The sequence below is a fragment of the Pseudomonas sp. YuFO20 genome, assembly GCF_035064975.1.
In the GTDB taxonomy this organism is placed as follows: domain Bacteria; phylum Pseudomonadota; class Gammaproteobacteria; order Pseudomonadales; family Pseudomonadaceae; genus Aquipseudomonas; species Aquipseudomonas putida_AE.
On record NZ_JAXDEO010000053.1, the window covers coordinates 1 to 23,377 of the forward strand.

Here is a 23,377-nt window from a genome sequence, read left to right on the forward strand (position 1 = left end):
TTCGTAGGACAAGGCGCCTTGCGCCGTGGTCTCCTGGATCAGGCGACCAAGCAGGTCGTAGGAAAATTCGAGGGTTTCATCACTGACACCCATCTGCTTACCCTGCGCGGTCGGCAGGCGCTGGATCGACAGCAGACGATCGCCGTCGTCGTACACATAATCCTGACGGGCATCGGCATTGAGTTTGGCCATTAGCCGACCAATGCTGTCGCGTTCGAATTCGGTGCGACGTTGTGGTCGCTCGCCGCGTTCACCGTAGCCGGTTTCGTCGACCTGGGTCAGATGCCCGCCCAGGTTGTAACTGAAACGCCGGGTCAGGTTGTCGATGCGCTTTTCTTCGATCAGACGGTCGGATGCATCGTAGGCGAACTGGTACGCCGCGTTGTTTTCGTTGATCAGCGCGGTCAGGCGAATCGCCGGGTCGTATTCGTAGCGGATGCGCTGGCCCTTGGCGTCCTGGCGACTGCTCGGCAGGCCCCGGGCGGTGCGCAGCAGTCGAGTGGTCTGGCCCTTGCCGTCGGTGTGCGTCAGCACCTGGCCGAGAGCGTTGTAGGTGAACGACTCGGCGCTGCCATCCGGATGATGGATGCGCAGCACTTCGCCGTCCGGCTTGCGCTCCAGCGTGGTGGTCTGGCCCAGCGCGTCGGTGACGGCGACCAGATGGTGGCGCTCGTCGAAGCGGTAGGTGGTGTTTTTACCGGAGCAATCCTGGAAGCGTTCGACCTGGGCCAGGGAGTTCCACCACAGGTATTTGGACTTGCCGGTTGCATCGATGATGGTGTGTGGCAGGCCGTCGTCGCCATTGAGGTATTCGGTGACATGCCCGAGGGCGTCTACTTCGGCGATGAGGTTGCCCATGTCGTCGTAGCGGGCTTGCCAGGTGCTGCCGTCGGGGTAGTCCACCTGCGTGACCAGCGGGGTCAGGTGGTGATAGCGGTATTTGATCGAACGCCCGAGCGGGTCGGTCTCTTCGAGCAGGCGCGAGTATTCGTCGTACTTGAGGGTGATCCTGTTGCCGTCAGGTAACGTCAGGCCGGTCATGTTGCCCTTGTCATCGATGTCGATGACGTAGTGCTCGCCACCGAAGTCGCGACTGGCGATCACGCGGTGATCGGTGTTGTAGTGAATCTCGGCTTCGCGCCCGAGCACGTCGGTGACTCGTGTGGTGCGCGCCTTGATGTCGTAGCGGAAGTGGAAACGTTCGCCATCGCTGGTCCAGTGCTCCACTACCCGGTGCTGGCCGTCGATGGATTCCCAGCGGTAGTTGCAGGTCAGGCCCAGGGCGTTGCTGTGGCTGGCCATTACCCCGTCGATGTAGCTGAAGCGGCGCACGGAATCGCCGTTGCGGTTGATCACCTCGGCGAGTTGGCCATTGTCGTCATAGCGATACTGCACCAGGGTTTCAACGGCTTCGTTGTCGACCACGCGCCTGACGTCGGTCAGGCGGCCCAGCGGGTTTTCGTAATGCAGGTGCACGCGCACGCCACCGGTGGCGCTGATGTCGGTGAGCGAACCCTGGGCGGTGCGGGTGAAATGCAGGAAGTGGCCCAGGGCGTTTTCGATGCGTTGCAGCGGCACGGGGTTGTTGTCGTCCGCGACTTCGCCGAAGTAGAAAAAGGTGTTGTCGAGGGTTTGCAGCAGGTAGTGGCCGCCTTCGGTGCAGACCAGATAGACCTGTTCATGGGGGTTGTAGATGCGCTCCCCCGGTTGCACGTCCACGAATGGAACGCTGCGCCCCTGATTGTCGGTGAGATAAACGAAGGCGCCACTGCGACGCAGGCTTTGCTCCCAGGGCAGGACCCAGCCCTTGCCGAGCACGCTGTCGACGCTCAGGTCGCTGGCATAAAACCGCGACCATTGGATCGGCATCAGGCCCGGCAAACTGAAGTCGGTTTCGTCGGTTATGACCTTGCGGCCGGTGGTGGCGTCGACGGGGTTGCCGATCAGGCCACCCACCGCTCGCTCGATGGCCGGCCCCACGACATAACGTGAGGCCACCTCACCGGCGACAAACCCGGCGGTGAATTTCAGTGCGCAAGGCATGATGGCTTTCATGCCGGCCTGGGTCCCGGCCTTGATCAATTGGGCGATACCACCCGCTGCGCCGGCGACCGCCATGAGGATGTCGACCGTGGTCCGCAACCAACCCGGGATCTCGTCGTCCACCGGCAGGTAGCGATGGGTACCGCCACCGATGAAGACATTGTCCGAACCGCTGGAGAGTGTCGCGCCGCAAGTCATCTTGTCGCCCTTGCGGGCGGCCGCCGTGCCGTTGATGAAGACGTTGGTCGAGCCTTCGGCGACCTTCACCGGGCCGGGATGCTTGTCGCAGGCTCCCGTGCTTTTTTCGACATGGGCGGCCTTGCGGCTATTGATGAACACGTTGGGCGACGCGGTGACGATGGTCCCCGCGGGTGAAGAAAACATACTGCCGATTTTCTCCCCGGCCGCGGTGAGCAGGCTACCTCCGACGCCTGCGACCAAACCCGCCAACAAAGCCACGCCAAACCCACAGGTGAACGTCGCGATCGCCACCGTGGCGACCAGCGCAATGCCTAGCGCTGCGCCGATGAGAAACCCACCCAGGGCGCTGGTGTGCGACAGTTCATCGCCAAACCTTGCGGCTTCAAACATGACCGTTACTCCTGTGTGCTGGAGTCGGTCTTGGTGCCGCCGGGCTGGCGAGGCTGAAAGCTGGCCAGCAGGTCATTCCAGTTCTGATTCTGCTCGCTGCTGAAATCAGCCTGGGCTGTGGTGGAAAAAATCAGCGCGCGTCCAGACTCGATCAGGAACGCCGCCTGGCGCTGATAGAAAGGTCGGCCATCGGTCATGTAATACGCATCGATCTGCACGCCGTCGATCGGTGCCGAGGTCGACAGCGCAACGGCCTTCTTGCCCAACAGCGTATAGCCGCGCAGCTTGGACGCGAGCATCTTGACCTGACGCTCGACGTAGGCCTTGAGCGCCTCACCGGGCAGCAATGTGTCTCGGGAAACGGTGATGCTCAACGGTGCCGGAATGCTTGCCCCCAGCACGAACATGTTCACCGTGCGGTCCTGGAACCCTTGCGGCAGCGCGATGCTGCCTTCCTGCAACTCATAATCCATTCTGGGTAACTTCCTTGAATCAAAAAAATGTGGCGTTCAGCGCACGGCAAGGCCGTCGAGCATGCCGTCAAAATCAACCAGCCAGAGACTGAGCGCGGGCCGGGCCGGATCGATCTCGCAAGCGATACTCAGCCACTGCCCATCGTCACGCCCGGCGACGGGCACCAGCGCACCCACCAGGCGCGCATGTCGATCGGCATGACCGCACTTGAAATGCAGATCCACCGATTTCGCTGCATTGCCGGCCACGCTGACATCGCGCTGACGGATGATGCGCACGTCCGGATGCTCCCGGCGAAACGCCTGCACCGAGGCCTCGAAAAGCTGCTCCAGCGTCTGTCCCTGCTGCACATCACGACGCTTGATCGTCAGGCTGATCGGCTCACCCTGGTGCTCGAGGGTGGTCTGGACCTCACGGAAATCGAAGCCCGCCGGAAAAGCCAGGTTGAAACCCCCGAAGGAGAAACTGCTGGGCGTGTCTTGCAGCGCCAACACAGGCTCGGGCTCGAGTTCCGGCTCGGGCTCAGGCTGCACGAGGAGCGCGTTCTGTTGAGCCAGGCGTTCGGCTTCCTCCCGCGCAATACGCTTTTCGGAAATGCGATCGTAGAGACTGACCCTGGTCATGACACCGTTACCTCAGTCATTGACCCTGACCTCGGAACCGGTGATCTGGGTCGTGCCGGTGCTGGTGGTGGTGATCGCCTTGCCTTTGATCTCGATGCCATCCGGCGTGAGGGTGATGCTGCTGTCCCCCACCTGGAGAATGATGTGCTGGTTGGCGCTGACCTGAATGAACTGGTTGTCGACCTGAATCGTCAGCGAGCCTTCCTGGATATTCATCACCGTGTCTTTCTTGATGGTTTCGGTGTGCGTGCCACCGACCGTGATCGTGCGGTTGCTGCCGACACTGTGGGTCTCGTCGACCTCGATCTCGGTGTCCATGTTGCGCTCGGCATGCATGATGATCTGCTCGGCGCCGGACTTGTCTTCGAAGCGGAAGAAGTTCGCCGTACCGCCGTCGCCCTTCATCGACCGCGTCAGGAACCCGCTCTGGGTCTTGTTTGCCGGCAACGACCACGGCGGGGTGTTCTGGCTGTTGTAGAGGCTGCCCATGACCAATGGGCGGTCGGGGTTGCCATCGAGGAACACCACCACGACTTCATCGCCCACACGGGGAATCTGGATGCTGCCGAAACCGCCGCTGGCGCCGGCCTGGGCAACGCGGACCCAGCAGGAGCTCTTGTCGTTGTGCTGGCCCTTGCGGTCCCAGTGGAACTGCACCTTCACGCGGCCGAGTTCGTCGGTGAATATTTCCTCCCCCGGCGGGCCGACGATGATCGCGGTTTGCGGGCCGGAGATGGTCGGTCGCGGGGTGGTGAGTTGAGGGCGGAAGACGATCTTTTTGCGCACGCAGGAGAAGGTGTTGTAGTAGCTCGCCTGCTGCCCGCTAAGGTAGTTGTTGTGGCCTTCGCTCTCGACGCTCATCAGCAGGAACTGACGATCATCGGCGGGGCCTTGATCGTGATCGTAATGCTGCAGCAGTTCGAAGGTGTAGCCGGGTTTCATCGCGCGGCAGTTGCTGGCGCCATGAAAACTCTTGCCCTTGAGTTCAAGCGCTTCGACCCGCAACCGCAGCAGCGCTTCACCTTCGTCGTAGGTGCCGTGGGTGTATTGGCCGGGGAAGTCGTAGATTTCAAACTCGTCGACATCGCCCTGCTTGTTCAGGCTCTTCATGGCGACCGGCAAGCGATTGGACGGCTGTCGATAATCGAAGGTCTGGACCGCGATTTTCCCCGATTGCAACTGGCGGTTGCCGCTCCATTGGGTAATGGAGTCGGCGGTCTCGGTGACCGATGCCGTGTGGAAGCGGATCTGCGGTTGTTCAGGCAACGGCACCAGCGTGCTGGAGTCGTCGCAGATGATCATGGTGTGGCCTTCGGCGGTGTGCTCGAAGTAGTAGAACATCCCCTCTTCTTCCAGCAGGCGCTGGACAAAATTGAAGTCCGATTCACGGTACTGGGTGATGTAGGTGTAATGCTTGAGCGGCTTGCTCAGGCGGAATTCGTGCCGGGAAAACGCGGTGCACAGGGCAAACACCTGGGTGACGACATCCTCGACTGTGCAACCCTGGAAAATGCGCGTGTCGAAGCGGTTCTTCAGCATGGAGAACCAGGGGTTCAGCGTCGCCGTATAGCGGGCCATGCCGCCGTCGCTGCCGATGCTGGCAAACCGCGTCAGGTAGCCTGCCAGGTAGCGAGGCGTGGCGTCTGCCAGTTCGATTTCCAGGACCACGTGCTGGCCCATCATCGACTTCAACTCGACGCCGGAGTCCTGGCACACCAGCAGCAATTCAAAGTTGTACGCGCGGGACAGACCTTCGGTCCCCTTGAAGGACTCAAGCAACAATTGCTGTTCGGGGTTGGCGAAGTTCTTGAACTTGAACAGGCGCCGATTCTGCGGGGAAAGCATTGCGGCAAGGTCCATCAACATGTGTATCTCCTTGAAAACAGTGGAAAGCTACCGCCCTCTCTCAACCACTGCGCACGAATCAGATAAAAGGGTCAAAACCCTGTTTGCCGCAACTATGAATTCCTGATTTTCATCGATTTTTTTAAACACCGAATGAAATCCCTTACACACCATTGTGCGTCAGGAACTGCGACCGCAAGGCAGTATGAAAGTGCCATTACCCGGCGAAATAATTGAGAAATTTGTCACACTTTTACGAATATCACAGGTACTCGAACGCGGGAAGGAGACACGCATGTCATGCGCCCTGTCAAGTCGCAGGCAGTGCATGCGGGCGCTTCCACGCGCTTTGAACTCAGCTCCGGATAATCCTGAAAAATAATTATCGCCACGCTGGCCAACCAGAAACGCCGATATATCAAGGACAAACGGGAAGTTAAGCGCTGTCAATTAGCGGCTAATGCCTTATTGCCATCATTGCCGAATGTAACGCGAATAACAAAAAATGGGATCCATGTTGAAACTTTCAACTCGCCCCGCAGTCGGAAGTGCGGCCCATTGCCATCACTCAGGCAATGCTGTGAAGTCGGATAATCGACAGTTTCACTGCAGCAACAAGGAAGCGCCTTTCCCCCAAGGACAGTGATGAGTAAATGGATCTTTTAGCCAACGTGCCCAGCTGGGCCGATGTCGAACGCAACCTCGACCAGAAATTCAGCGAGCTGAACCAGGGCGTCAACGACGGCCTGCAGAGCGTTCACGACAACTGGAACGGCTTCACCCGGCGTGTCAGCAATGGCGCGAGCCAGGCCTATGGCTACATGGGCGGTCATCGCATCGATGCGGTGCATCAGGCGATGACCCTCTCCTACCCGATCATCCAGATGGACCTCAAGCGCAAGTGGGCCTCGATTGAAATCGAGCAGATCCTGCCGGTGCTGCTGCAACTGGTCAAAGAAGTCTCGATGATTCTCGGCGGCAGCGTGGCGATCGGCACCGTGGCCGGCGGCGCAGCGGGGGCCTTCGCATTTGGCTTCGGCGCTGGCCCTGGAGCAATGGTGGGTGGCGGAATCGGGTTACAAGTCGGCAACCTGATTCTCATGGCCCTGGGCCTGTCCGCCATCGCCGAATATTTTTACCAGGGCCTGCCCGCCTGCCTCTCGACCTTGCAGGAAGGCATCGCCACGGCCTGGCACGCCGAAGAAGGCCTCAAGCCGTCCGGCCTCGACCCCAGCGGCGGCTCCGCTGCACTGGTACAGGAGCGCGTCGAACGCGCGGCACGACAACTGGCTCGCGGGCAGGAGCAGCTTGTACTCCTGCTGCTCACCGCCATCGTCACCTACCTGACCCGGGGCCAGATGAAAGCCGGTGTGATGAACAGCATGGAAAGCATCGCGACCCGCAGTGCGAAGCTTCAGGCGGAGATATCGAACAAGCAGTTGGCGGGTTGGTTGGCAAGGAATGAGCAGAAGTTGCTGGCTCGGGATGAGTTGCGGGTGAGGGAGCCGGCGCCTTTGGTCAAGGCTGAGCCAATAATGGATACTCCTTTTACCACTGCTCCAAAAACCAGCCAGATCCCTGAAAAAAAAGTCGATACATACCTCGGACAACTACGAAAATACTGGTCCAAGCCTCCCGTTGACTTTGAAGGCAACAAAGTGTTTCAGAGAGATGATCTGTTTGACCCAGATTTGATGACCACCTGGAGAGAGCGCGGAAAACTTGTGTCCGGTACCAATCTTGAGCGCATGGCAAGCGGACGAGCACCTATAGGCATCGATGGGAAATCAATCAACCTTCATCACATGATACAGACTCAAAACGGGGCAATAGCTGAGCTCACTCAAACATTCCATCAAAAATTTAGTTCTGTTATACATATAAACCCGAATACAATACCCTCTGGGATCGACAGATCTCTGTTTGATCGATGGAAAAGCGACTACTGGAACAATCGAGCACTAACCTACGCGAAAGGCAATTGAAAAACATGACACTCTCTCAGCTGGAAGACCTGATTAAAAAACATCCGGATATTGCTGCATTTGGATCCCCCGCTGACGCAGTGACTGATGATTGGTTAGTAAAGGCCGAGCAAAGAATATGCCATAAACTACCTACGTCCTACAAATGGTTCCTTCAGAACTATGCAGGGGGAGAAGTCGGATCGGAGGAAATATATAGCATCTATGGAATGGACTTCGACGACATCAATGGTGGCGATATAGTTTTTCAGCACATTAATGGCCTCAAACATAAATCAACAACCGCAAAAAAAGTAGTTATCAGCGAAACCGACTTTGGCGAGGTTTTTTTCTTCGATTACGACACATATAACGGCGAGGAATGTCAGATCTTCGTTAGAATCCCTTCAGGGGAAAATTTATTGTACGCGAACAATTTTTACGAGTATCTCGCCAAGAGAATTAAAGCGCACTTGCCATAAGAGCACCTTTCTTCGGAGCGCTCCGCCAAGTGAAAAATTATCGAACTCAGTCAACACAAGCACAGCATGGAGCTAACAACGCCACTTGAGCATGTCGAAAAAACGATCATGCTCACAACTGATAGGCGTTAGATGCCCACAGCTCTCGGTCTATACAACATTACTCACCTGAGTGAGTTGAGTGTACAAAAGCGCATGACAAACTCAAACCTGACAGAACTGCTGATTACGTTCAAAGAAATCTTTCACAGTGAGAGCTGCTAGAACTTTGATTCAGGAATAAACACGATAATCCGCCTACTGTCCGTTGACCCTTTACCGGACAGTAATGAATGGGCACAAGCGACTTCAATGTATAGAACAATGGCAGGCAGTAAATCAGGTTTCTCCGACGTCTACATTGATCGAGGTACCGCGGAGCAGCGAATCGCAGCTAACGCAAGACTAGATACAATTCGACAGATGTTGTGGGACGCATTTGAACGAGTCTGAACTCAGATACATCGTGACAGATCATTGCCTGGTGCCAAGATGTTAAAAAACCTTATTGATCTCAGAAGCTCAAACGAAGCGCTCACCCAATACACCGAGCGTTACGACCACCTGCTCCCGCCGCCCTCTCCTCAACTACGTCAGCGCATGGATCCTATATTGCAGCCGGACGCACCCAGATTTCCGGTCAGGAAGCCAGAGTGGCTGACCTCAAGGCCTTGCACCGTCACTCAGGAGCAGGCGCTGGACCGCGCAAAGGGCTGCCTGCTGGGGCTCGCGATTGGCGACGCCGTGGGTACAACGCTCGAGTTTCTGCCCCGTGATCGTGAACATGTCAGTGACATGGTTGGCGGTGGCCCTTTCAAGCTGAAACCGGGAGAGTGGACTGACGATACGAGCATGGCACTGGCTCTCGCAGACACCTACGTGGCAAACAAGGAATTCGATTTCCGCGACTACACGCAGAGGCTTTGTCGCTGGTATAAAAATGGCGAAAACAGCCATAACGGAAAGTGCTTTGACATTGGCAACGCCACTCGTACCGCGCTTGAAGGTCGATTGGCGCAGGGCGTCGACTGGTACGGCAACGATCATCCATCCACAGCCGGCAACGGGTCGATCATCAGGCTGGCACCGACCGCCATTTACCGTCGCCACTCCTTGTCCGGTACCTGGCGGGAAAGCGCGGCACAAAGTCGTTGCACTCACAGGGCAGCAGAAGCCGTAAATTGCTGCGAACTGCTCGGCGCTCAACTGCACCTGGCCCTCAATGGCGCGGACAAGGAGGAAGCCTTGTCGTCAATGGTTCGCGCGTTATATCCCCGCCCCTTGATCATCAACGCTGGCGAATACAAACAAAAAACCCGCGATCAGATCCGCTCCTCCGGCTATGTTATCGATACGCTGGAAGCCGCTCTGTGGGCGGTCTGGAACACCGACAACTTCAAGGATGCAATCCTGTTGGCGGCCAATCTGGCGGACGACGCCGACAGCGTGGCAGCTACCGCCGGCCAGATAGCCGGGGCACTGAACGGGGTGACGGGCATGCCTGAAGAATGGGTCAAAACGGTCGCCTGGTCAGAACACATTCAAGACCTGGCGCAAAAGCTATTCGAAAGCGCCCCACTCCATGACGAGATGGACGTAGTGATTTATGGGAATCGTTGAAACGACACGGATAAATACCCCAGCCACCAGATCAAGGACACGATGAAATTCAGTGACGTATTCACGTGCCGTGAACACATGTTTGCCTTAGGCGTCGAGGAGACTACAGGTCGCCTTTACCTGTCGATTCCGGTCAGCAACGGCATGGTCGACTACGAGGAGTATTACCAAATTGACCGGGCACGCTTCGATCTTTTCCAAACGGATCTTGATACAGCCCTGGCGTTTGCCATGAGATGTCGCCGCAGAGAGCTGGATGATCTGCTGATTGTGCAACCGGGGGCCAATAGAGGAACGGCTATCTAAGGCAAGCTCGTCACTTCGTCCCCGTGGACCGCTGCCCTCAAAATCAAAACCCTTGAACGGCTACCCCCATGTCAAAACTACTGCATCGTTTGAAAACCCTTTTCGGACAAAAGACCGCTCCTCCACCCGCCTCCACCGAGCAGGTTGTCGATGCAGCCCCCCAGACCGAAGTGGACAAGCCACTTTCCCGAGTGGAAAGGAACCTGTCCTGGCTACCGATCAATCGTGAGCCAGAAGTGTTTGTCCCGCTGATGCCCCCCGCCTGCCCGGACCTGACGCTTGTGGATGCCCTCCTGTTGCAGCGTTATCGGGTTTTCGTCATAGCGAATGACCCGGCCGACCGGACATCAGAGACTACGATAAACCGCGATTACGCCAGCCAACTGGCGAGTGACTTGTACGGCAAAGCGACAGATCTTGGTTATTGTCGAGGCACTGAGTCCTCGTTCGAGATCTATTGGCTCACGCAATGTGCGGCGATTGTTTCGCTGCTGTCCCATGGACCAGAATCAGAACAATTCCTGACCTATAGAAAACGCGTTGGTTATGATCGAGACTCTGCCCAGACCGGTGAGCAGGTTCGAATGTTTGATGAGTACGTAGCGTCGCGCAGCTATCAAACCGCTGGAGCCGGGAAGGACCGTCTTCTGAAAACGCCGACAACTGCCCTCGACTACATTGACAATGCGATCACCATCACCGCCCTGAGGTACAACGGCTGTCCAGAGTTCCAGATTTACTCAAGCTCGCTGATCCAATTGCAATTCATCAAAAACGTGTTGCTGGGCGTTGAAAAAGATAAAGCCCGGTTGCACCAATTGACCATCGGCGTTTGGGCCAGCAAAGAGTTTGAAGCCGACGATCCTGAACTTGCTGGCGTACTGGGGGATGCCTTCTACATAGGCATTCAGATCGCACGCGGCCTGAAGATTCAGCTGCCTAACGGGTTGCCACCGGAAAGTCTTCCTCGCACATGAAATTGCTGCGACTTCAGGGATAACGCTAGAGATAACGTCATGACCGAAACCTGGTACCACGTTGACAACGGCACCCTTTGGATAGCAGATCAATCCATTCACCTGCCTCACCCGGTCAAAGTCGCCTTGCAGCATGACGACAGGCTCGCGGTCCTGATCGAGTCCCCTTCAAATGTCATTTTCAACAAAAACATCCTTGCACTATCGAGGCATGGAAAGGTGGTTTGGTTCATCCAGGAAAGTCCCCACGGCACGCAAGCAGACAAGCCCTACATGAGTCTTCAGTGCGACAAAAACGGGGCGTTGATCGTTGGTAACTGGAATGGCCTCAGTTACTCGGTCGATTGGCACAATGGTTCCGTCAGCGTTGTGAACTTTGAGAAGTGATAAACCGAAAGCACGAAGGCTCAGGACTGTAGCCATGAAAGACCTCCACAATATCTCCTCGAACATCGCCCGAACGGCAGAACTGCTGAGGACATTCGGCCACCCGCAATGGGCGGACAGACTCGAGGAGTGCAGCCTTGCGCTGCCCCGGGATACGACGTACGCATTGTCTCGATTGATGTCGCTGTACGGCGGCATGGGCTCGATCAACGACGTTGTTCTGTATGAGAACGCAAAGCCCTTGCTGGACGAAAACAACGAACTGCAAGGGCTGCTATCAGATCTTCATCGGCTTTGCGCAGGGCGCCATTGAATCCGGCGCCCCACGCTTGCCAATGCTGAAAGCCTTCAGGCCTGCTCGAATCGCTGCTGCAGCAAGTGCCGTGCAGTGCCTGCATTCAGGTAGGTGCCAATCAGGTCCGCCAACTCCTGGTCCTTGAGTTTTTTGTCGTCGCGGCAGATTTGCAGCAAGTGCAGCTGGACCCAGCGCTTTTTCCTGTTGAGTTTCGCATCCGGCGAAAAGAACGAACGCGAGGCCAACTCAGGCATCGGGGCGTCGTCTTCCAGCAATAGATTCAAGTGCACCCCTTGGCCCACTTGCAGACCAAAATCGGCGACATGCTGTATCGGCAATGGCGCCTTGAAGTTGGCGAAAACGAAGTGCTCGGGCGTCAGCAACAACGCGGTCTTGTTCGCCCGCGTGAGCATGCGCAAGGAGAGCGGCAGCAGGAACGCCATGCAGATCAAGAGCAGAATGCCAACCAACTTCATTGTGGAATTCGCGTCCACGAAAACCTGCGGCAGCAGGTACGGCAAGACCAGCAGGCCCAGACCCAACAGCATGAAGAACGAGAAGCAACTCAAGGTAATCCACCCGCGCAATCGTGCGCCTTCATGCAGTCGGACTTCCTCCGTGGCATTGCCGGCATGGCTACGCAACTCCTGCACAATCGCCGCATCCTGCTCCACGTAATGGCCGAGAAAGTCCTCGGTAATGCGCGCACGCAATGCCTGGGGATCGGCGAAGTAGTTATCCATCGCGGCGCAGGCTTGTGCCGCGTTGATCGGACGGGTGCCGCGGCTGACGGCCTCTTCGACCGTGACTTGCAGGGACGCCAGCCGCTCGCGATTGGAGGGGTGAGTGTCCGACGGATGAGGCAGGCTGGTTGCCATTTCCTCCTCGTGCAGGGTCAGCGGCTGCACGGCCAGCTCCTGCACCAGGCTGCACGTGTTCGGCGCTGGGGTTGGTCGCGCGGGCTACATGGGTCGATACACCCTGCTGCAACAAGGGGTCGATGGCAGCGATGCGCACCAACGCCGACGCGATGGCGATATTCCCCGCCAACTGCGCGCCCGCCGCGTCCGCCGCCAGTTCCCGCACGCGGCTCCAATGGTTCACCGCGTGATCGAAACGCTCCATGAAATACTCACCGAGCATGAACGCCGGCCACAGCGTCGTGCGTTGCAGCACATCGCTTTGCAGCATGGTTTCGGCAATCACGCCGAGACTGCGGCCGATACCCTCGTAGATCGGTACGAAACGCAGGCTGTACTCGGTATCGGCACCGGCGAAGTGGGCCAGTTCGTGACCGATGACCGCGCCGGTTTCCGCCGAATCGAGCAGGCCCAGGTACAGCATCGGCACGTGCAGGGTGCGGCCCTTGAGCGCGGTGCCTGACGGCAGCAGGTTGACGTCGCTGGAGGTGACGTAAAAGCCTTCGGTCATGCCCAACACGATGTGCTCGGGTGCCAGCGCACCGAGTTGATCCGCCAGCTCGCGAACACGGGCCCACAGCGCAGGCGCCTGCTCCGGTGTGACAACTTGGCCGAGAACGCTCATCGGCGTGGACTGGAACATGTGCAGCATGACCGGCAGCTGTTTGCCCATCTGCCAGATCGAATACAGGAAACCGAGCATCAGCATCAGCACGACGAGCATCAGCTTGAATTCACCGGTGCTCATGTTCCCCATGTGCCACAGCCCCAGGCCTTCGAAACCGAGGATGGCCGCCACCGCTGCGCCCATGGCGACGATGTGCCCCACCAGCAGGTACGGCAACAGACGGCTCACCCGGCTGAAGGTGTGCAGCAATCGTTCACGGGAATGACTCGCGCGGGCGCCGGCCCAACGCAAACCCAGCAGCCCCAGCACGCCGACCAGCGAGGCCAGCAGGCCGAGGGCGATGGCGCCCTTGGCCAGGTTGTTCATCACGCCAGCCACCGGTTGCACGATGGTCAGTTCGTGTTCGGCCTGGGTAACCCGCGATAACGCCTCGTGGACACCCATGCGTTCGCCGTTGATATCGACCTTGGCCGAGCGTGAGAACGGCTTGGCAACCATCGCTTCGATTTCGACATGCATCTCGCTCAGTTCGGCCTTGATATCAGCGAACTCCTTGATGCTCTCGGTGCTGCGGTGTAACTCCCAGACACCAAACAAGCCAAGGAAAAGCGGCAGGAGAATCAGCACGGCAATGAGTTTCAACGTTCTCATGAGACAGGGCCTCAATAGTCGCGTCGCCTTGTATCCGTGGCGAGCATAAATTCCATTTAACGAAGGCCCGAAAGCCCTCACGCTAATGCACGGCCGACACATGAAAGTTGTGAGACGCAGTCGTACCTGGCGCGTTATACAGAAATAACGGCGATATGTAACTCCGTATTGCCCGAACACTCGTTCAACAGCGCAAGGTCGCCTTGTATATCCACGGATATCTCGGGATGCCATCACTTCGTGCCAGTAATATGACACTTATCCTTCAATTTTTTCCTTACCGGATAATCAAGCGGGCATTAGGTGAACCGGTTCACCTTTTTTCAATTTTTTTTAGTTAAAAATTGGATCCATTTTCTTACGGAAACCATTGAATCCATTGGGTTTCAGGCACTTGAGCCATGGACATCCGGCAAATAGTGGCAAGCAGACATCATTGCGGCAGGTCACAAAAAAAAGAAAAAATCCGCGCCTCGTAGGAACTTTCCTACACATCCCGTTGCCATACACGACGTTACTGGCAACTCGATATCCATATGCCAGCATCGCACTCCCAATGATTCCTGGCAGTGTGATTTCTTGATGTCAAACATCAGCGATCACAACTGTGAACTGGTCGAGAAATTAGTCACTGCGCCCGTACTCCCCTGTATATCCGGGTAGTCGTCGCGAAGTGTTCAAGGACGAAGTTACCGATGACTCAGACGTTTTTTGATGTTGAAGCATTGATCAAGCTGCGAAGCCAGACCCGGGCCATTTCTGACGCGCTCAAGGCGCAGGCTTCGGACTACCTGGCGACCCTGGCTTTGCTGATCCGTCCGCAGACGTTTTTCGGTGAATACCTGCAAGGTGCGCAGCGCAGCAGCGGTCGTGAGACCCAGCACCATTTCAAGGAACTCAAGGCGCTCTACGACCGCATCGGCTCGGCCGCTCCGTTCCAACTGGTCAACGAACTCGAAGTGCCCCTCAACCTGCTCAGTACCACCCCGCAACTGTTTGCGCTGGAGTACGACAAGGTGCTGTCCCAAAGCGGCCAGTCCATTCGCATCACCAGCCCTGTGCGCTGGGTGGTCGGGTTCAGTTCGTTCGACCTGGCCCGTTTTCGCACCGTCATCAACGACCCCAATCGCAGCAGCGCCGAGCTGTACCGCTTCGTGGTGCATTACCTGGTGCTGTTCTACTGCCTGAGCAAGTCCCCCGGCATCAGCCGCTTGCTTGAAGGCCTGCGTTTTCCCGTCACCTTCGAACGCTTGAAAGACTTCGGCGACCTGCCCTTCTGCGTCATCAGCTCGCCGGTGCGCTCGCAGTTGCCCGACGAGGCGGTGATCCGCAGCAGCACCCAGATCGCCGGCAACACCAGCTTCGAAGAATTGGTGGGACACGAAAACATCATGGAAATGAACGATGAAATTCGTCAGCGCCTGCTGCTGACGATCGAAGGAATGTAACGCGCTCGGCCACCCATTGAACCGACACGCAAACGACTTGCAGCGAATTGTTCGCACAGGAGATCACGATGGCGAAGAAGGAAAGTACCCAGCACAAACTCGACCGCGTTCGCGCGCCTCGGGTCCATATCACCTACGACGTGGATATCGGTGACGCTCAGGAAAAGAAAGAGCTGCCCTTTGTCGTCGGTGTGCTGGGCGATTTCTCCGGTAACCCGCTGGAGCCGCTGCCGAAGCTCAAGGACCGCAAGTTCATTTTCATCGACCGCGACAACTTCAACGGCGTGCTCAAGGGCATCAAGCCGCGCCTGACCTACCGCGTCGACAACACCCTGGCCAAGAACGGCACGCAACTGGGGGTCGAGCTCAACTTCAACGCCCTCGAAGACTTCGAACCGCAGAACGTGGTCAAGCAGGTCGAGCCGCTGCGCAAGCTGCTGGAAGTGCGCAACAAGCTGGCGGACCTGCGCAACAAGATGGGCGGCAACGACAAGCTCGAAGAACTGCTGATGGACGTGCTGCAGAACACCGAGAAGTTGAAAACCCTGGGCAAGGAATTCGGCCGTGAAGCCGCCGTGCCAGCCACCGACGACAAAGCGTAGGAGCCTGACGATGAACGACAAGCAAACCGTGACTCAACAGGACAGCTCGCTGGTTGAAGTGGAAAGCTTCACCGCGCAATCCTCGTTGCTCGACAGCATCATTTCGCAAAGCCGCGTGGCCCGTTCCGAGACCGAACGGACCCGCACCCGCGACCTGATCGGTGAATTGGTCAACCAGATCCTGGAAGGCGAAATGACGCCGAGCAAGGACCTGATCGCCGTGCTCGATGCGCGCATTGCCGAGATCGACGCGATGCTCTCCGAGCAGATGAACGAGATCATGCACGCCAGTGAATTCCAGCAGCTGGAAGCGTCCTGGCGCGGCCTGAAGTATCAGGTCGACCAGACCGAGACCAGCACCACGCTGAAGATTAACCTGCTCAATGCGTCGAAAAAAGACCTGGTGCGCGACCTCAAGGCCGCTTCCGAATTCGACCAGAGCGCGCTGTTCAAGAAGATCTACGAAGAAGAATACGGCACCTTCGGTGGTGCACCGTTCGGCATGCTGCTGGGTGACTACGAGTTCAACCGCAGCCCGGAAGACATGTACCTGCTCGAAGAGATTTCCCACGTCGCTGCGGCTGCCCATGCGCCGTTCATTTCGGCGGCTTCGCCTGAGCTGTTCGGCTGGGATTCGTTCACCGACATGTCCGGCCCACGGGACCTGGCGAAGATTTTCGACACCGTCGAATACGCCAAGTGGAAGTCGTTCCGCGCCAGCGAAGACTCGCGTTACGTCGGCCTGACCCTGCCCCACGTGCTCGGTCGCCTGCCTTACGGCCCGGATACCACGCCGGTCGAGGAATTCAACTTCGTCGAAAGCGTTGATGGCCGCGACCACAACAAGTACCTGTGGATGAACGCCGCCTACGCGTTGGGCACCCGGGTCACCGATGCGTTTTCCCGCTACGGCTGGTGCGTGGCGATCCGTGGCGTCGAGGGTGGCGGTCTGGTGGAAGGCCTGCCAACGCATACGTTCAAGACCGATGACGGTGAAATCGCCCTCAAGTGCCCGACCGAAATCGCCATCACCGATCGCCGCGAGAAAGAGCTGTCGGACCTGGGTTTCATTCCGCTGGTGCACTGCAAAGGCACCGACTACGCGGCGTTCTTCGGCACTCAGTCGACGCAGAAGCAGAAGCAGTACAACACCGACATTGCCAACGCCAACGCCCGGCTTTCCGCGCAGTTGCAGTACATCTTCGCCACCTCGCGCATCGCCCACTACATGAAGGCGATCATGCGCGACAAGATCGGCAGCTTCGCCTCGCGTAAGGACGTCGAGCTGTTCCTCAACAAGTGGCTGTCGAGCTACGTGTTGCTGGACGATACCGCCAGCCAGGAAGCCAAGGCCAAGTTCCCGTTGCGCGAAGCCCGCGCCGAAGTGTTCGAAGTGCCGGGCAAGCCGGGGGTGTACAAGGCCGTGACCTACCTGCGCCCGCACTACCAACTGGACGAACTGACCGCTTCGTTGCGCCTGGTTGCCGAACTGCCGCAATCGACTCGCGCCTGATCACCAACTTTGCCAGGGAGGCAACATGACCAGTCAACACAAGCTGTTGCCATCGCTGCTGGACCGATTGCTGGACGATCGTCCGCATCAGTCCATCGAAGCGTCATCGCAACGCTTGTGTTCGCTGGCCGATTACAAGGCCAGCATCGTTCGCGACCTGGAAGTCCTGGTCAACACTCGCCAGTCCCTGATCGCCAACGAGCTGGACGGTTTCGCCAACCTGAACGGCAGCATCCTCGACTATGGCATGCCGGACTTCACCAGTCGCAGTGTGCTTGATCCCAAGGATCGCCTGCTGATCCAGCGGCAACTGGAGAAGGCCATCACGGTCGGCGACCGGCGCTTTCGCAGCGTCAAGGTGCAACTGCTCGCCCAACAGACCGGCCAACGCATGCTGACCTTTCGCGTGGACGCGGTCCTGCGCCTGCAAGACGTCACCCGCCAGGTGTCCTTCGACGCGGTGCTGCAGGTCAATACCCAGGAATACAAAGTGCAGAACCTCAACTGATGCTCGACGATCTGCTGCCCTATTACGAAAAGGAACTGTCGCACCTGCGCTTTTTGGGCCAGGAGTTCGCCAGCCAGTATCCGAAAATCGCTTCGCGGTTGCTCATCGAGGGCGATAACTGTGAAGACCCGCACACTGAGCGCCTGATCGAAGCGTTCTCGTTCCTGTCGGCGCGGGTGCATAAAAAACTCGACGACGAGCTGCCGGAAATCGTCGAGTCGTTTCTCGAGGTGCTGTACCCGCATTACCTGCGCCCTACCCCGTCGATGTCGATCGTCGAGTTCAACCTGGGCAAGCAGGAGAAAGTCACCGAAGCGTTCCGTGTGCCCCGGCATACCGAACTCAGTGCCAATCCGATCGATGGCGTGGTGTGTAAATTCCGCACCTGCTACCCGGTCGAGCTGTGGCCGGTGGCGGTGCAACAGGCCTCGTTCATCGAGATGGAACGCTCGGCGTTCAACGGCCACAGCGCTGACCTGGTCGCACGCTTGCGCATCGGCCTGGTGGCCACTTCCGATGTGAAGTTCGGCAAGCTGGAACTGGACAGCCTGCGGTTCTTCCTCGACGGCGAAAGCACGCTGATGCTGCAACTGTACGAGCTGCTGTTCAACAACCTGGCCAAGGCCACGCTGACCTTCGACGATCAGGGCCGCAGCCGTGAGGTCGTGTTGCCGGCCAACGCGTTGAAAGCCGTCGGCTACAGCCTTGACGAAGGCCTGGTGGACTACTCCGAGCGTTCGTTCCTCGGCTATCGCCTGCTGCACGAATACTTCACCTTCCCCGACAAGTTCATGTTCTTCGACCTGTCGGGCTTTGCACGGATTCTGGCGGGCAAGGAGATCGAGAAAGTCGAGGTCAACTTCTACTTTTCCGACTACGACCTGAGCGACCGCCTCGCGCGCCTGACGCAGAACATCGGGCGCAATAACTTCAAGCTCAACTGCACGCCGATCATCAACCTGTTCCGCCAGCAGGCCGAGCCGATCAAGTTGACCCACGCCCAGCACGAGTACGCGGTGACGCCGGATGTGCGCCTGCAAGGCTCGGCCGAGGTGGTGTCCATCGACCGCGTACGACGGGTTCGCAAGGTCGGCGGTATCGATCAGGTCGGCACCTGTCATCCGTTTTTCGAACCCCGCGGCGATCAGGGCCCGGGGCAAAGTTTCTGGATGGCCCGGCGCCGTGCGGCACAGGGCGGCCAGCGCGATGGCTCGAACGTGTTTATCCGAATCGTGGATCGCGAGCTGGGCCTGATGGAGGCCAACAACGATGCGTTGAGCATCCGCCTGACCTGCAGCAACCGTGACCTGCCCCTGCTGTTGCCGTTCGGGGGTGAGCGCGGCGATTTCAATATCCCGGGCAACTCGGTGATCAAGGACATCCGCTGCCTGCGCAAGCCTACCGCCACCGCGCGCGTGCCCTTGGGCAACGGCGTGATCTGGCGGCTGATTTCGCACCTTTCGCTCAACCACATGTCGCTTGTGTCCCGTGGCCGCGAAGTGCTGCTGGAGCTGTTGTCGCTCTACAACTACCGCAATGTGTCGGCGATCCGCAAACAGATCAACGGCATCGTCTCGGTGAGCAGCGAGCCTGTGGTCGCGCGCATAGGCCACCCGCGCCCGAACTTCGTCCGTGGTGTTGGCATCACCCTCAACTTCGATGAAAGCCAATACACCGGCAGCGGTGTGTTTCTGTTCGGCATGGTGCTCGATCACTTCTTTGGTCAGTACTGCTCCATGAACAGCTTTACCCAATTAACCCTTCGCACCTTGCAGCGCGAAAAGAGAGTCGTCCAATGGCCACCGCGAACCGGCGATCAACCCCTGGTCTGATCGACCAGGCAAGGGCTGAGCCGCACCGATTCGAGTTTTTCCAGTTGGTGCGCTTGCTTCGCCTGCATTACAGCAGAACCGGGCGCATGGACCTGCAGACCCGACCGCACGAAGACCCTTTGCGTTTTCGCTCGCAGCTGTCGCTCAACTTCCCGGCCAGTGAAGTCAGCGATCTGCAGTTCGAGCGTGAAGGCAAGGTGTCCGTGGCCGGCCTGCCGCTGTCCGAGATGCAAGTGACCTTCATGGGGCTGGTCGGGCCGTCGGGCGTATTGCCGCGCCCGTACACCGAGCTGTTGATCGAGCGGCACATCCAGTACCGGGATGACGCGGCCCACGCGTTCCTCGACATCTTTTCGCACCGCATGACCACGCTGTTCTACGAGGCCTGGCAAAAGTACAAGTTCTACATCGAGTACGAACGCAACGGCACCTCGGATTTCGATCGCTACCTGCTCAACCTGGTGGGTTTCGGCCCCGAGGCGCAGAAGCAGAAATTCGACAGACAAGGCTCGCCCCTGCACCGGGAATTGTTCAGCTATTTCTCCGGACTGTTCGCGCAGAAACCGCGCAACGCGCTGAACCTGGAAGCGATGCTGTCTTTCTATTTTTCGCTGCCGTTCAAGGTCAAGCCGTTTGCCGGTCGCTGGCTGAAACTCGACGCCAGCCAGTGCACGCAGCTGGGGCGCAAGAACGCCGTGCTCGGGCAAAGCGCCGTCGCCGGTAACCGGGTCTGGGACTACCAGTCGTGCGTGCGCATCGAGTTGGGTCCACTGGAGCTGGCCGACTATCAACGCTTCAAGCCAGGCACCGAGGACTACCAAAAACTGGTGGAACTGGTGCGTTTCTATGTCGGTGCGGAACTCGACTTCCAGTTGGCACCCAAGCTCAAACCCAAGGCCGTACCGCTCGCCCGCCTGGGCACCGTTTCCCTGGGCCGGCTCGGCTGGCTCAAGCGACCGGGCGTCGATGTTGAACCTTCCCGCTGCGCCCTCTTCCACATTCCTTTTGATGGGGTCTCCCTGTGAACCTGAAGTCCCTGTTTGCCAAGCTCAACGACACCAGCCGTGCCGCCACCGAAAGCGCTGCGGCCCTGTGCCTGTCGGAACACCACTACGATGTCGAGATCGAGCACCTGTTGTTGCAGTTGCTCGACAGCCACGACAACGACCTGCCGGCCATCCTGCGTCATTACGACGTGGTGCCTGAGCGCTTGCAGGCGCAACTGGTCACGGCACTGGGGACGTTCAAGAAAGGCAATACGCGCACCCCGGCGCTGTCGCCGCACCTGACCCGCCTGATCGAACAGGCGTGGGTCCTGGCCTCCATCGAGTTCGGCCAGGCGCAGATCCGCACCGGCCATCTGTTGCAGGCCTTGCTCGATGACGACGAACTGCGCCGGGTGGTGATCGCGGGTGCGGCTGAGCTTGAGAAAATCAACGCCGACGATCTGCGCGTGAACCTCAACGCGTTGGTGGAAGGCAGCGCCGAATCGGCCCTGGCCAAACCGCCGAGTGATGTCGCCAGCACGGTCAAGGGCAATGGCAAGACACCGGCCCTGGACCAATACACCATCAACCTCACGCAAAGCGCTCGCGAAGGCCGGATCGACCCGGTGCTCGGTCGCGAGTTCGAAGTGCGGCAGATGGTCGACATCCTCACCCGCCGCCGCCAGAACAACCCGATCCTCACCGGTGAAGCCGGCGTCGGCAAGACCGCCGTGGTCGAAGGCCTGGCCCTGCGCATCATCCAGGGTGACGTGCCGTCGGTGCTCAAGGGCGTCGCCATCCACACCCTCGACCTGGGCTTGTTGCAGGCCGGTGCCGGGGTGAAGGGCGAGTTCGAAAACCGCCTCAAGTCGGTGATCGAAGAAACCAAGCGCAGCCTGCACCCGATCATCCTGTTCATCGACGAAGCGCACACCCTGATCGGTTCGGGCGGCCAGGCCGGGCAGAACGATGCCGCCAACCTGCTCAAGCCAGCCTTGGCCCGGGGCGAGCTGCGCACCATCGCGGCAACCACCTGGGCCGAGTACAAGAAATACTTCGAGAAGGATGCCGCCCTGGCCCGCCGCTTCCAGGTGGTGAAGGTCGAAGAGCCGGACGAAGACAAGGCGATCCACATGCTGCGCGGCTTGCTGGCCAAGATGCAGGAGCACCACAAGGTCACGGTGATGGACGAAGCGCTGGTGCAGGCCGTGCGCCTGTCCAATCGCTACATCACCGGACGCCAACTGCCGGACAAGGCCGTCAGCGTGCTGGACACCGCCTGCGCCCGGGTCGCCCTGGGGCAATCGGCGCAGCCGGGGCCGCTGGAAGACTGCAAGCGCCAGATCGACAACCTGCAGGCGGAAATCTCGGTACTGCAGCAGGAAGCCGCCAAAGGCAGCGACCATGCCCGTCGCCTGGCCACCCTGAACGCCGAGTTGCTGACCGAACAGCAGACCCGCGATGCCCTCGAGCAACAGTGGCAACGCGAGCTGCAACTGGTGGAACAGCTCGGCGCCCTCAGCCACCCGGTCAATCAGGCACCGGATGCACAAGAAATTGCCGCAGTGCGCGCTGAACTGGCCAGCGTCCAGGGTGAGCAACCCCTGGTGCATGCCCTGGTGGATGGCGGCACCATCGGCGAAGTGATTTCCGGCTGGACCGGCATCCCCCTGGGCAAGATGCTGCGCGACGAAATCGACACCGTGCAGCGCCTGCCTGCGCTGCTGGGCGAGCGGGTGCTCGGCCAGGACCACGCGCTGCAGGAAATCGGCAAGCGCATCAAGATTTCCCGCGCCCGCATGGAAGACCCGAACAAGCCCATCGGCGTGTTCCTGTTGCTCGGCCCGAGCGGCGTCGGCAAGACCGAAACCGCACTGGCCCTGGCCGACACCCTGTACGGCGGCGAGCGTAACCTGATCACCATCAACATGTCCGAGTACCAGGAAGCCCATACCGTCTCCAGCCTCAAGGGTTCGCCACCAGGTTACGTCGGTTATGGCGAGGGCGGCGTGCTGACCGAAGCCGTGCGACGCAAGCCCTACAGCGTGGTGCTGCTCGATGAAGCGGAAAAGGCCCACCCGGACGTGCTCGAACTGTTTTTCCAGGTATTCGACAAAGGCGTGCTGGACGACGGTGAAGGTCGCGAGATCAACTTCCGCAACACCGTGATCATCCTCACGTCCAACACCGGAACCGAGCGCATCATGCAGTGGTGCCTGAACGCCCAGCCGCAACCGCAGCCCGAAGAAATCGTTGAAGGCTTGCGTGACGAGCTGAACCAGGTGTTCAAGCCGGCCTTCCTCGGCCGCCTGACCATCGTCCCCTACTACCCGGTCCAGGACGCGATCCTGGAGCGCATCGTTTCGCTCAAGCTTGCGCGCATTCGCCAGCGTTTCGAGCGCAATCATCAGGCCGTCCTCGGTTATGACGAGGCGCTGGTAAAAGCCATTGCCTCGCGCTGCACCGAGGTCGACAGCGGCGCTCGCAACATCGACAACATTTTGTCCAAGACCCTGATGCCGGAACTGGCGCAGCGGGTCCTTGAGCGCATGGCGCAGGACAAACCGATCCAGAGTCTGAACATCGAGTTGGGCAGCGACGGCGATTTCGCCTATCGCCTGTGCTGACCGGGCATCTACAGGT

At 58.8% G+C, this 23,377-nt stretch carries 18 protein-coding genes and 1 pseudogene; 14 read left to right on the forward strand and 5 right to left on the reverse strand.

Translation table 11 applies throughout. The annotated features are described in order from the left end of the window. From SOP85_RS24625 to SOP85_RS24640, 4 genes are all read right to left on the reverse strand, one after another. Nucleotides 1-2,634 (reverse strand): DUF6531 domain-containing protein (locus SOP85_RS24625; protein WP_323628514.1); only part of this gene is annotated, 2,634 nt, incomplete at its 3' end. A 5-nt stretch (nt 2,635-2,639) separates the two neighbouring features. After that, nucleotides 2,640-3,107, reverse strand: a complete 468-nt coding sequence (locus tag SOP85_RS24630; RefSeq protein WP_323628515.1) for a DUF1795 domain-containing protein — start codon at nt 3,105-3,107, stop codon at nt 2,640-2,642. Between the two features lie 36 nt (nt 3,108-3,143). Then, complete coding sequence (locus SOP85_RS24635) at nt 3,144-3,731, reverse strand: hypothetical protein (RefSeq protein WP_323628516.1); 588 nt, start codon at nt 3,729-3,731, stop codon at nt 3,144-3,146. 12 nt (nt 3,732-3,743) lie between these two features. Further along, nucleotides 3,744-5,597, reverse strand: coding sequence for a type VI secretion system Vgr family protein (locus SOP85_RS24640; protein WP_323628517.1), 1,854 nt, complete (start codon nt 5,595-5,597; stop codon nt 3,744-3,746). Nucleotides 5,598-6,229: 632 nt separating this feature from the next. Between SOP85_RS24640 and SOP85_RS24645 the strand changes: the two genes are divergently transcribed. The 7 genes from SOP85_RS24645 (at nt 6,230) to SOP85_RS24675 (ending at nt 11,664) form a co-directional block, all read left to right on the forward strand. Next, on the forward strand, nt 6,230-7,561 hold the full coding sequence (locus SOP85_RS24645) for an HNH/ENDO VII family nuclease (RefSeq protein ID WP_323628518.1): 1,332 nt from the start codon (nt 6,230-6,232) through the stop codon (nt 7,559-7,561). Between the two features lie 5 nt (nt 7,562-7,566). Beyond that, complete coding sequence (locus SOP85_RS24650; RefSeq protein ID WP_408596957.1) at nt 7,567-8,022, forward strand: SMI1/KNR4 family protein; 456 nt, start codon at nt 7,567-7,569, stop codon at nt 8,020-8,022. Between the two features lie 531 nt (nt 8,023-8,553). After that, nucleotides 8,554-9,681 carry an ADP-ribosylarginine hydrolase Tri1 gene (tri1, locus tag SOP85_RS24655; RefSeq protein ID WP_323628521.1) on the forward strand — a complete coding sequence of 376 codons (1,128 nt, stop codon included), beginning with the start codon at nt 8,554-8,556 and terminating at the stop codon, nt 9,679-9,681. A 42-nt stretch (nt 9,682-9,723) separates the two neighbouring features. Beyond that, nucleotides 9,724-9,987: a hypothetical protein gene (locus SOP85_RS24660; RefSeq protein WP_274077521.1), complete on the forward strand. Its 264-nt coding sequence runs from the start codon at nt 9,724-9,726 to the stop codon at nt 9,985-9,987. 68 nt (nt 9,988-10,055) lie between these two features. Next, nucleotides 10,056-10,964 carry an immunity protein Tsi6 family protein gene (locus tag SOP85_RS24665; RefSeq protein ID WP_323628522.1) on the forward strand — a complete coding sequence of 303 codons (909 nt, stop codon included), beginning with the start codon at nt 10,056-10,058 and terminating at the stop codon, nt 10,962-10,964. Nucleotides 10,965-11,003: 39 nt separating this feature from the next. Continuing rightward, nucleotides 11,004-11,351, forward strand: a complete 348-nt coding sequence (locus tag SOP85_RS24670) for a hypothetical protein (RefSeq protein WP_274077522.1) — start codon at nt 11,004-11,006, stop codon at nt 11,349-11,351. Between the two features lie 34 nt (nt 11,352-11,385). After that, a complete protein-coding gene (locus tag SOP85_RS24675; RefSeq protein WP_323608976.1) occupies nt 11,386-11,664 on the forward strand; it encodes a DUF6966 domain-containing protein in 279 nt (92 codons plus the stop codon). A 35-nt stretch (nt 11,665-11,699) separates the two neighbouring features. Here the strand turns inward: SOP85_RS24675 and SOP85_RS24680 are convergent. Beyond that, a pseudogene (locus tag SOP85_RS24680) lies at nt 11,700-13,845 on the reverse strand (M48 family metalloprotease). 695 nt (nt 13,846-14,540) lie between these two features. Between SOP85_RS24680 and SOP85_RS24685 the strand changes: the two are divergent. The 7 genes from SOP85_RS24685 (at nt 14,541) to tssH (ending at nt 23,361) form a co-directional block, all read left to right on the forward strand. Next, a complete protein-coding gene (locus SOP85_RS24685; RefSeq protein WP_323608974.1) occupies nt 14,541-15,293 on the forward strand; it encodes a hypothetical protein in 753 nt (250 codons plus the stop codon). Between the two features lie 68 nt (nt 15,294-15,361). Further along, the gene (gene tssB / locus SOP85_RS24690; protein ID WP_046820303.1) at nt 15,362-15,895 is read left to right on the forward strand and encodes a type VI secretion system contractile sheath small subunit; all 534 of its coding nucleotides are present in this window, start codon (nt 15,362-15,364) and stop codon (nt 15,893-15,895) included. 10 nt (nt 15,896-15,905) lie between these two features. Next, on the forward strand, nt 15,906-17,408 hold the full coding sequence (gene tssC / locus SOP85_RS24695) for a type VI secretion system contractile sheath large subunit (RefSeq protein ID WP_323628524.1): 1,503 nt from the start codon (nt 15,906-15,908) through the stop codon (nt 17,406-17,408). Nucleotides 17,409-17,433: 25 nt separating this feature from the next. Continuing rightward, entirely contained in the window at nt 17,434-17,916 is a 483-nt protein-coding gene (tssE, locus tag SOP85_RS24700; protein ID WP_323628525.1) for a type VI secretion system baseplate subunit TssE, read from the forward strand. Further along, a complete protein-coding gene (gene tssF / locus SOP85_RS24705; RefSeq protein WP_323628526.1) occupies nt 17,916-19,748 on the forward strand; it encodes a type VI secretion system baseplate subunit TssF in 1,833 nt (610 codons plus the stop codon). Before tssE ends, tssF begins: the two co-directional genes overlap by 1 nt. Further along, the gene (gene tssG, locus SOP85_RS24710; RefSeq protein WP_323628527.1) at nt 19,712-20,773 is read left to right on the forward strand and encodes a type VI secretion system baseplate subunit TssG; all 1,062 of its coding nucleotides are present in this window, start codon (nt 19,712-19,714) and stop codon (nt 20,771-20,773) included. Before tssF ends, tssG begins: the two co-directional genes overlap by 37 nt. Then, the gene (gene tssH / locus SOP85_RS24715; protein WP_323628528.1) at nt 20,770-23,361 is read left to right on the forward strand and encodes a type VI secretion system ATPase TssH; all 2,592 of its coding nucleotides are present in this window, start codon (nt 20,770-20,772) and stop codon (nt 23,359-23,361) included. Before tssG ends, tssH begins: the two co-directional genes overlap by 4 nt. The last annotated feature ends 16 nt before the right edge of the window (nt 23,362-23,377 follow it).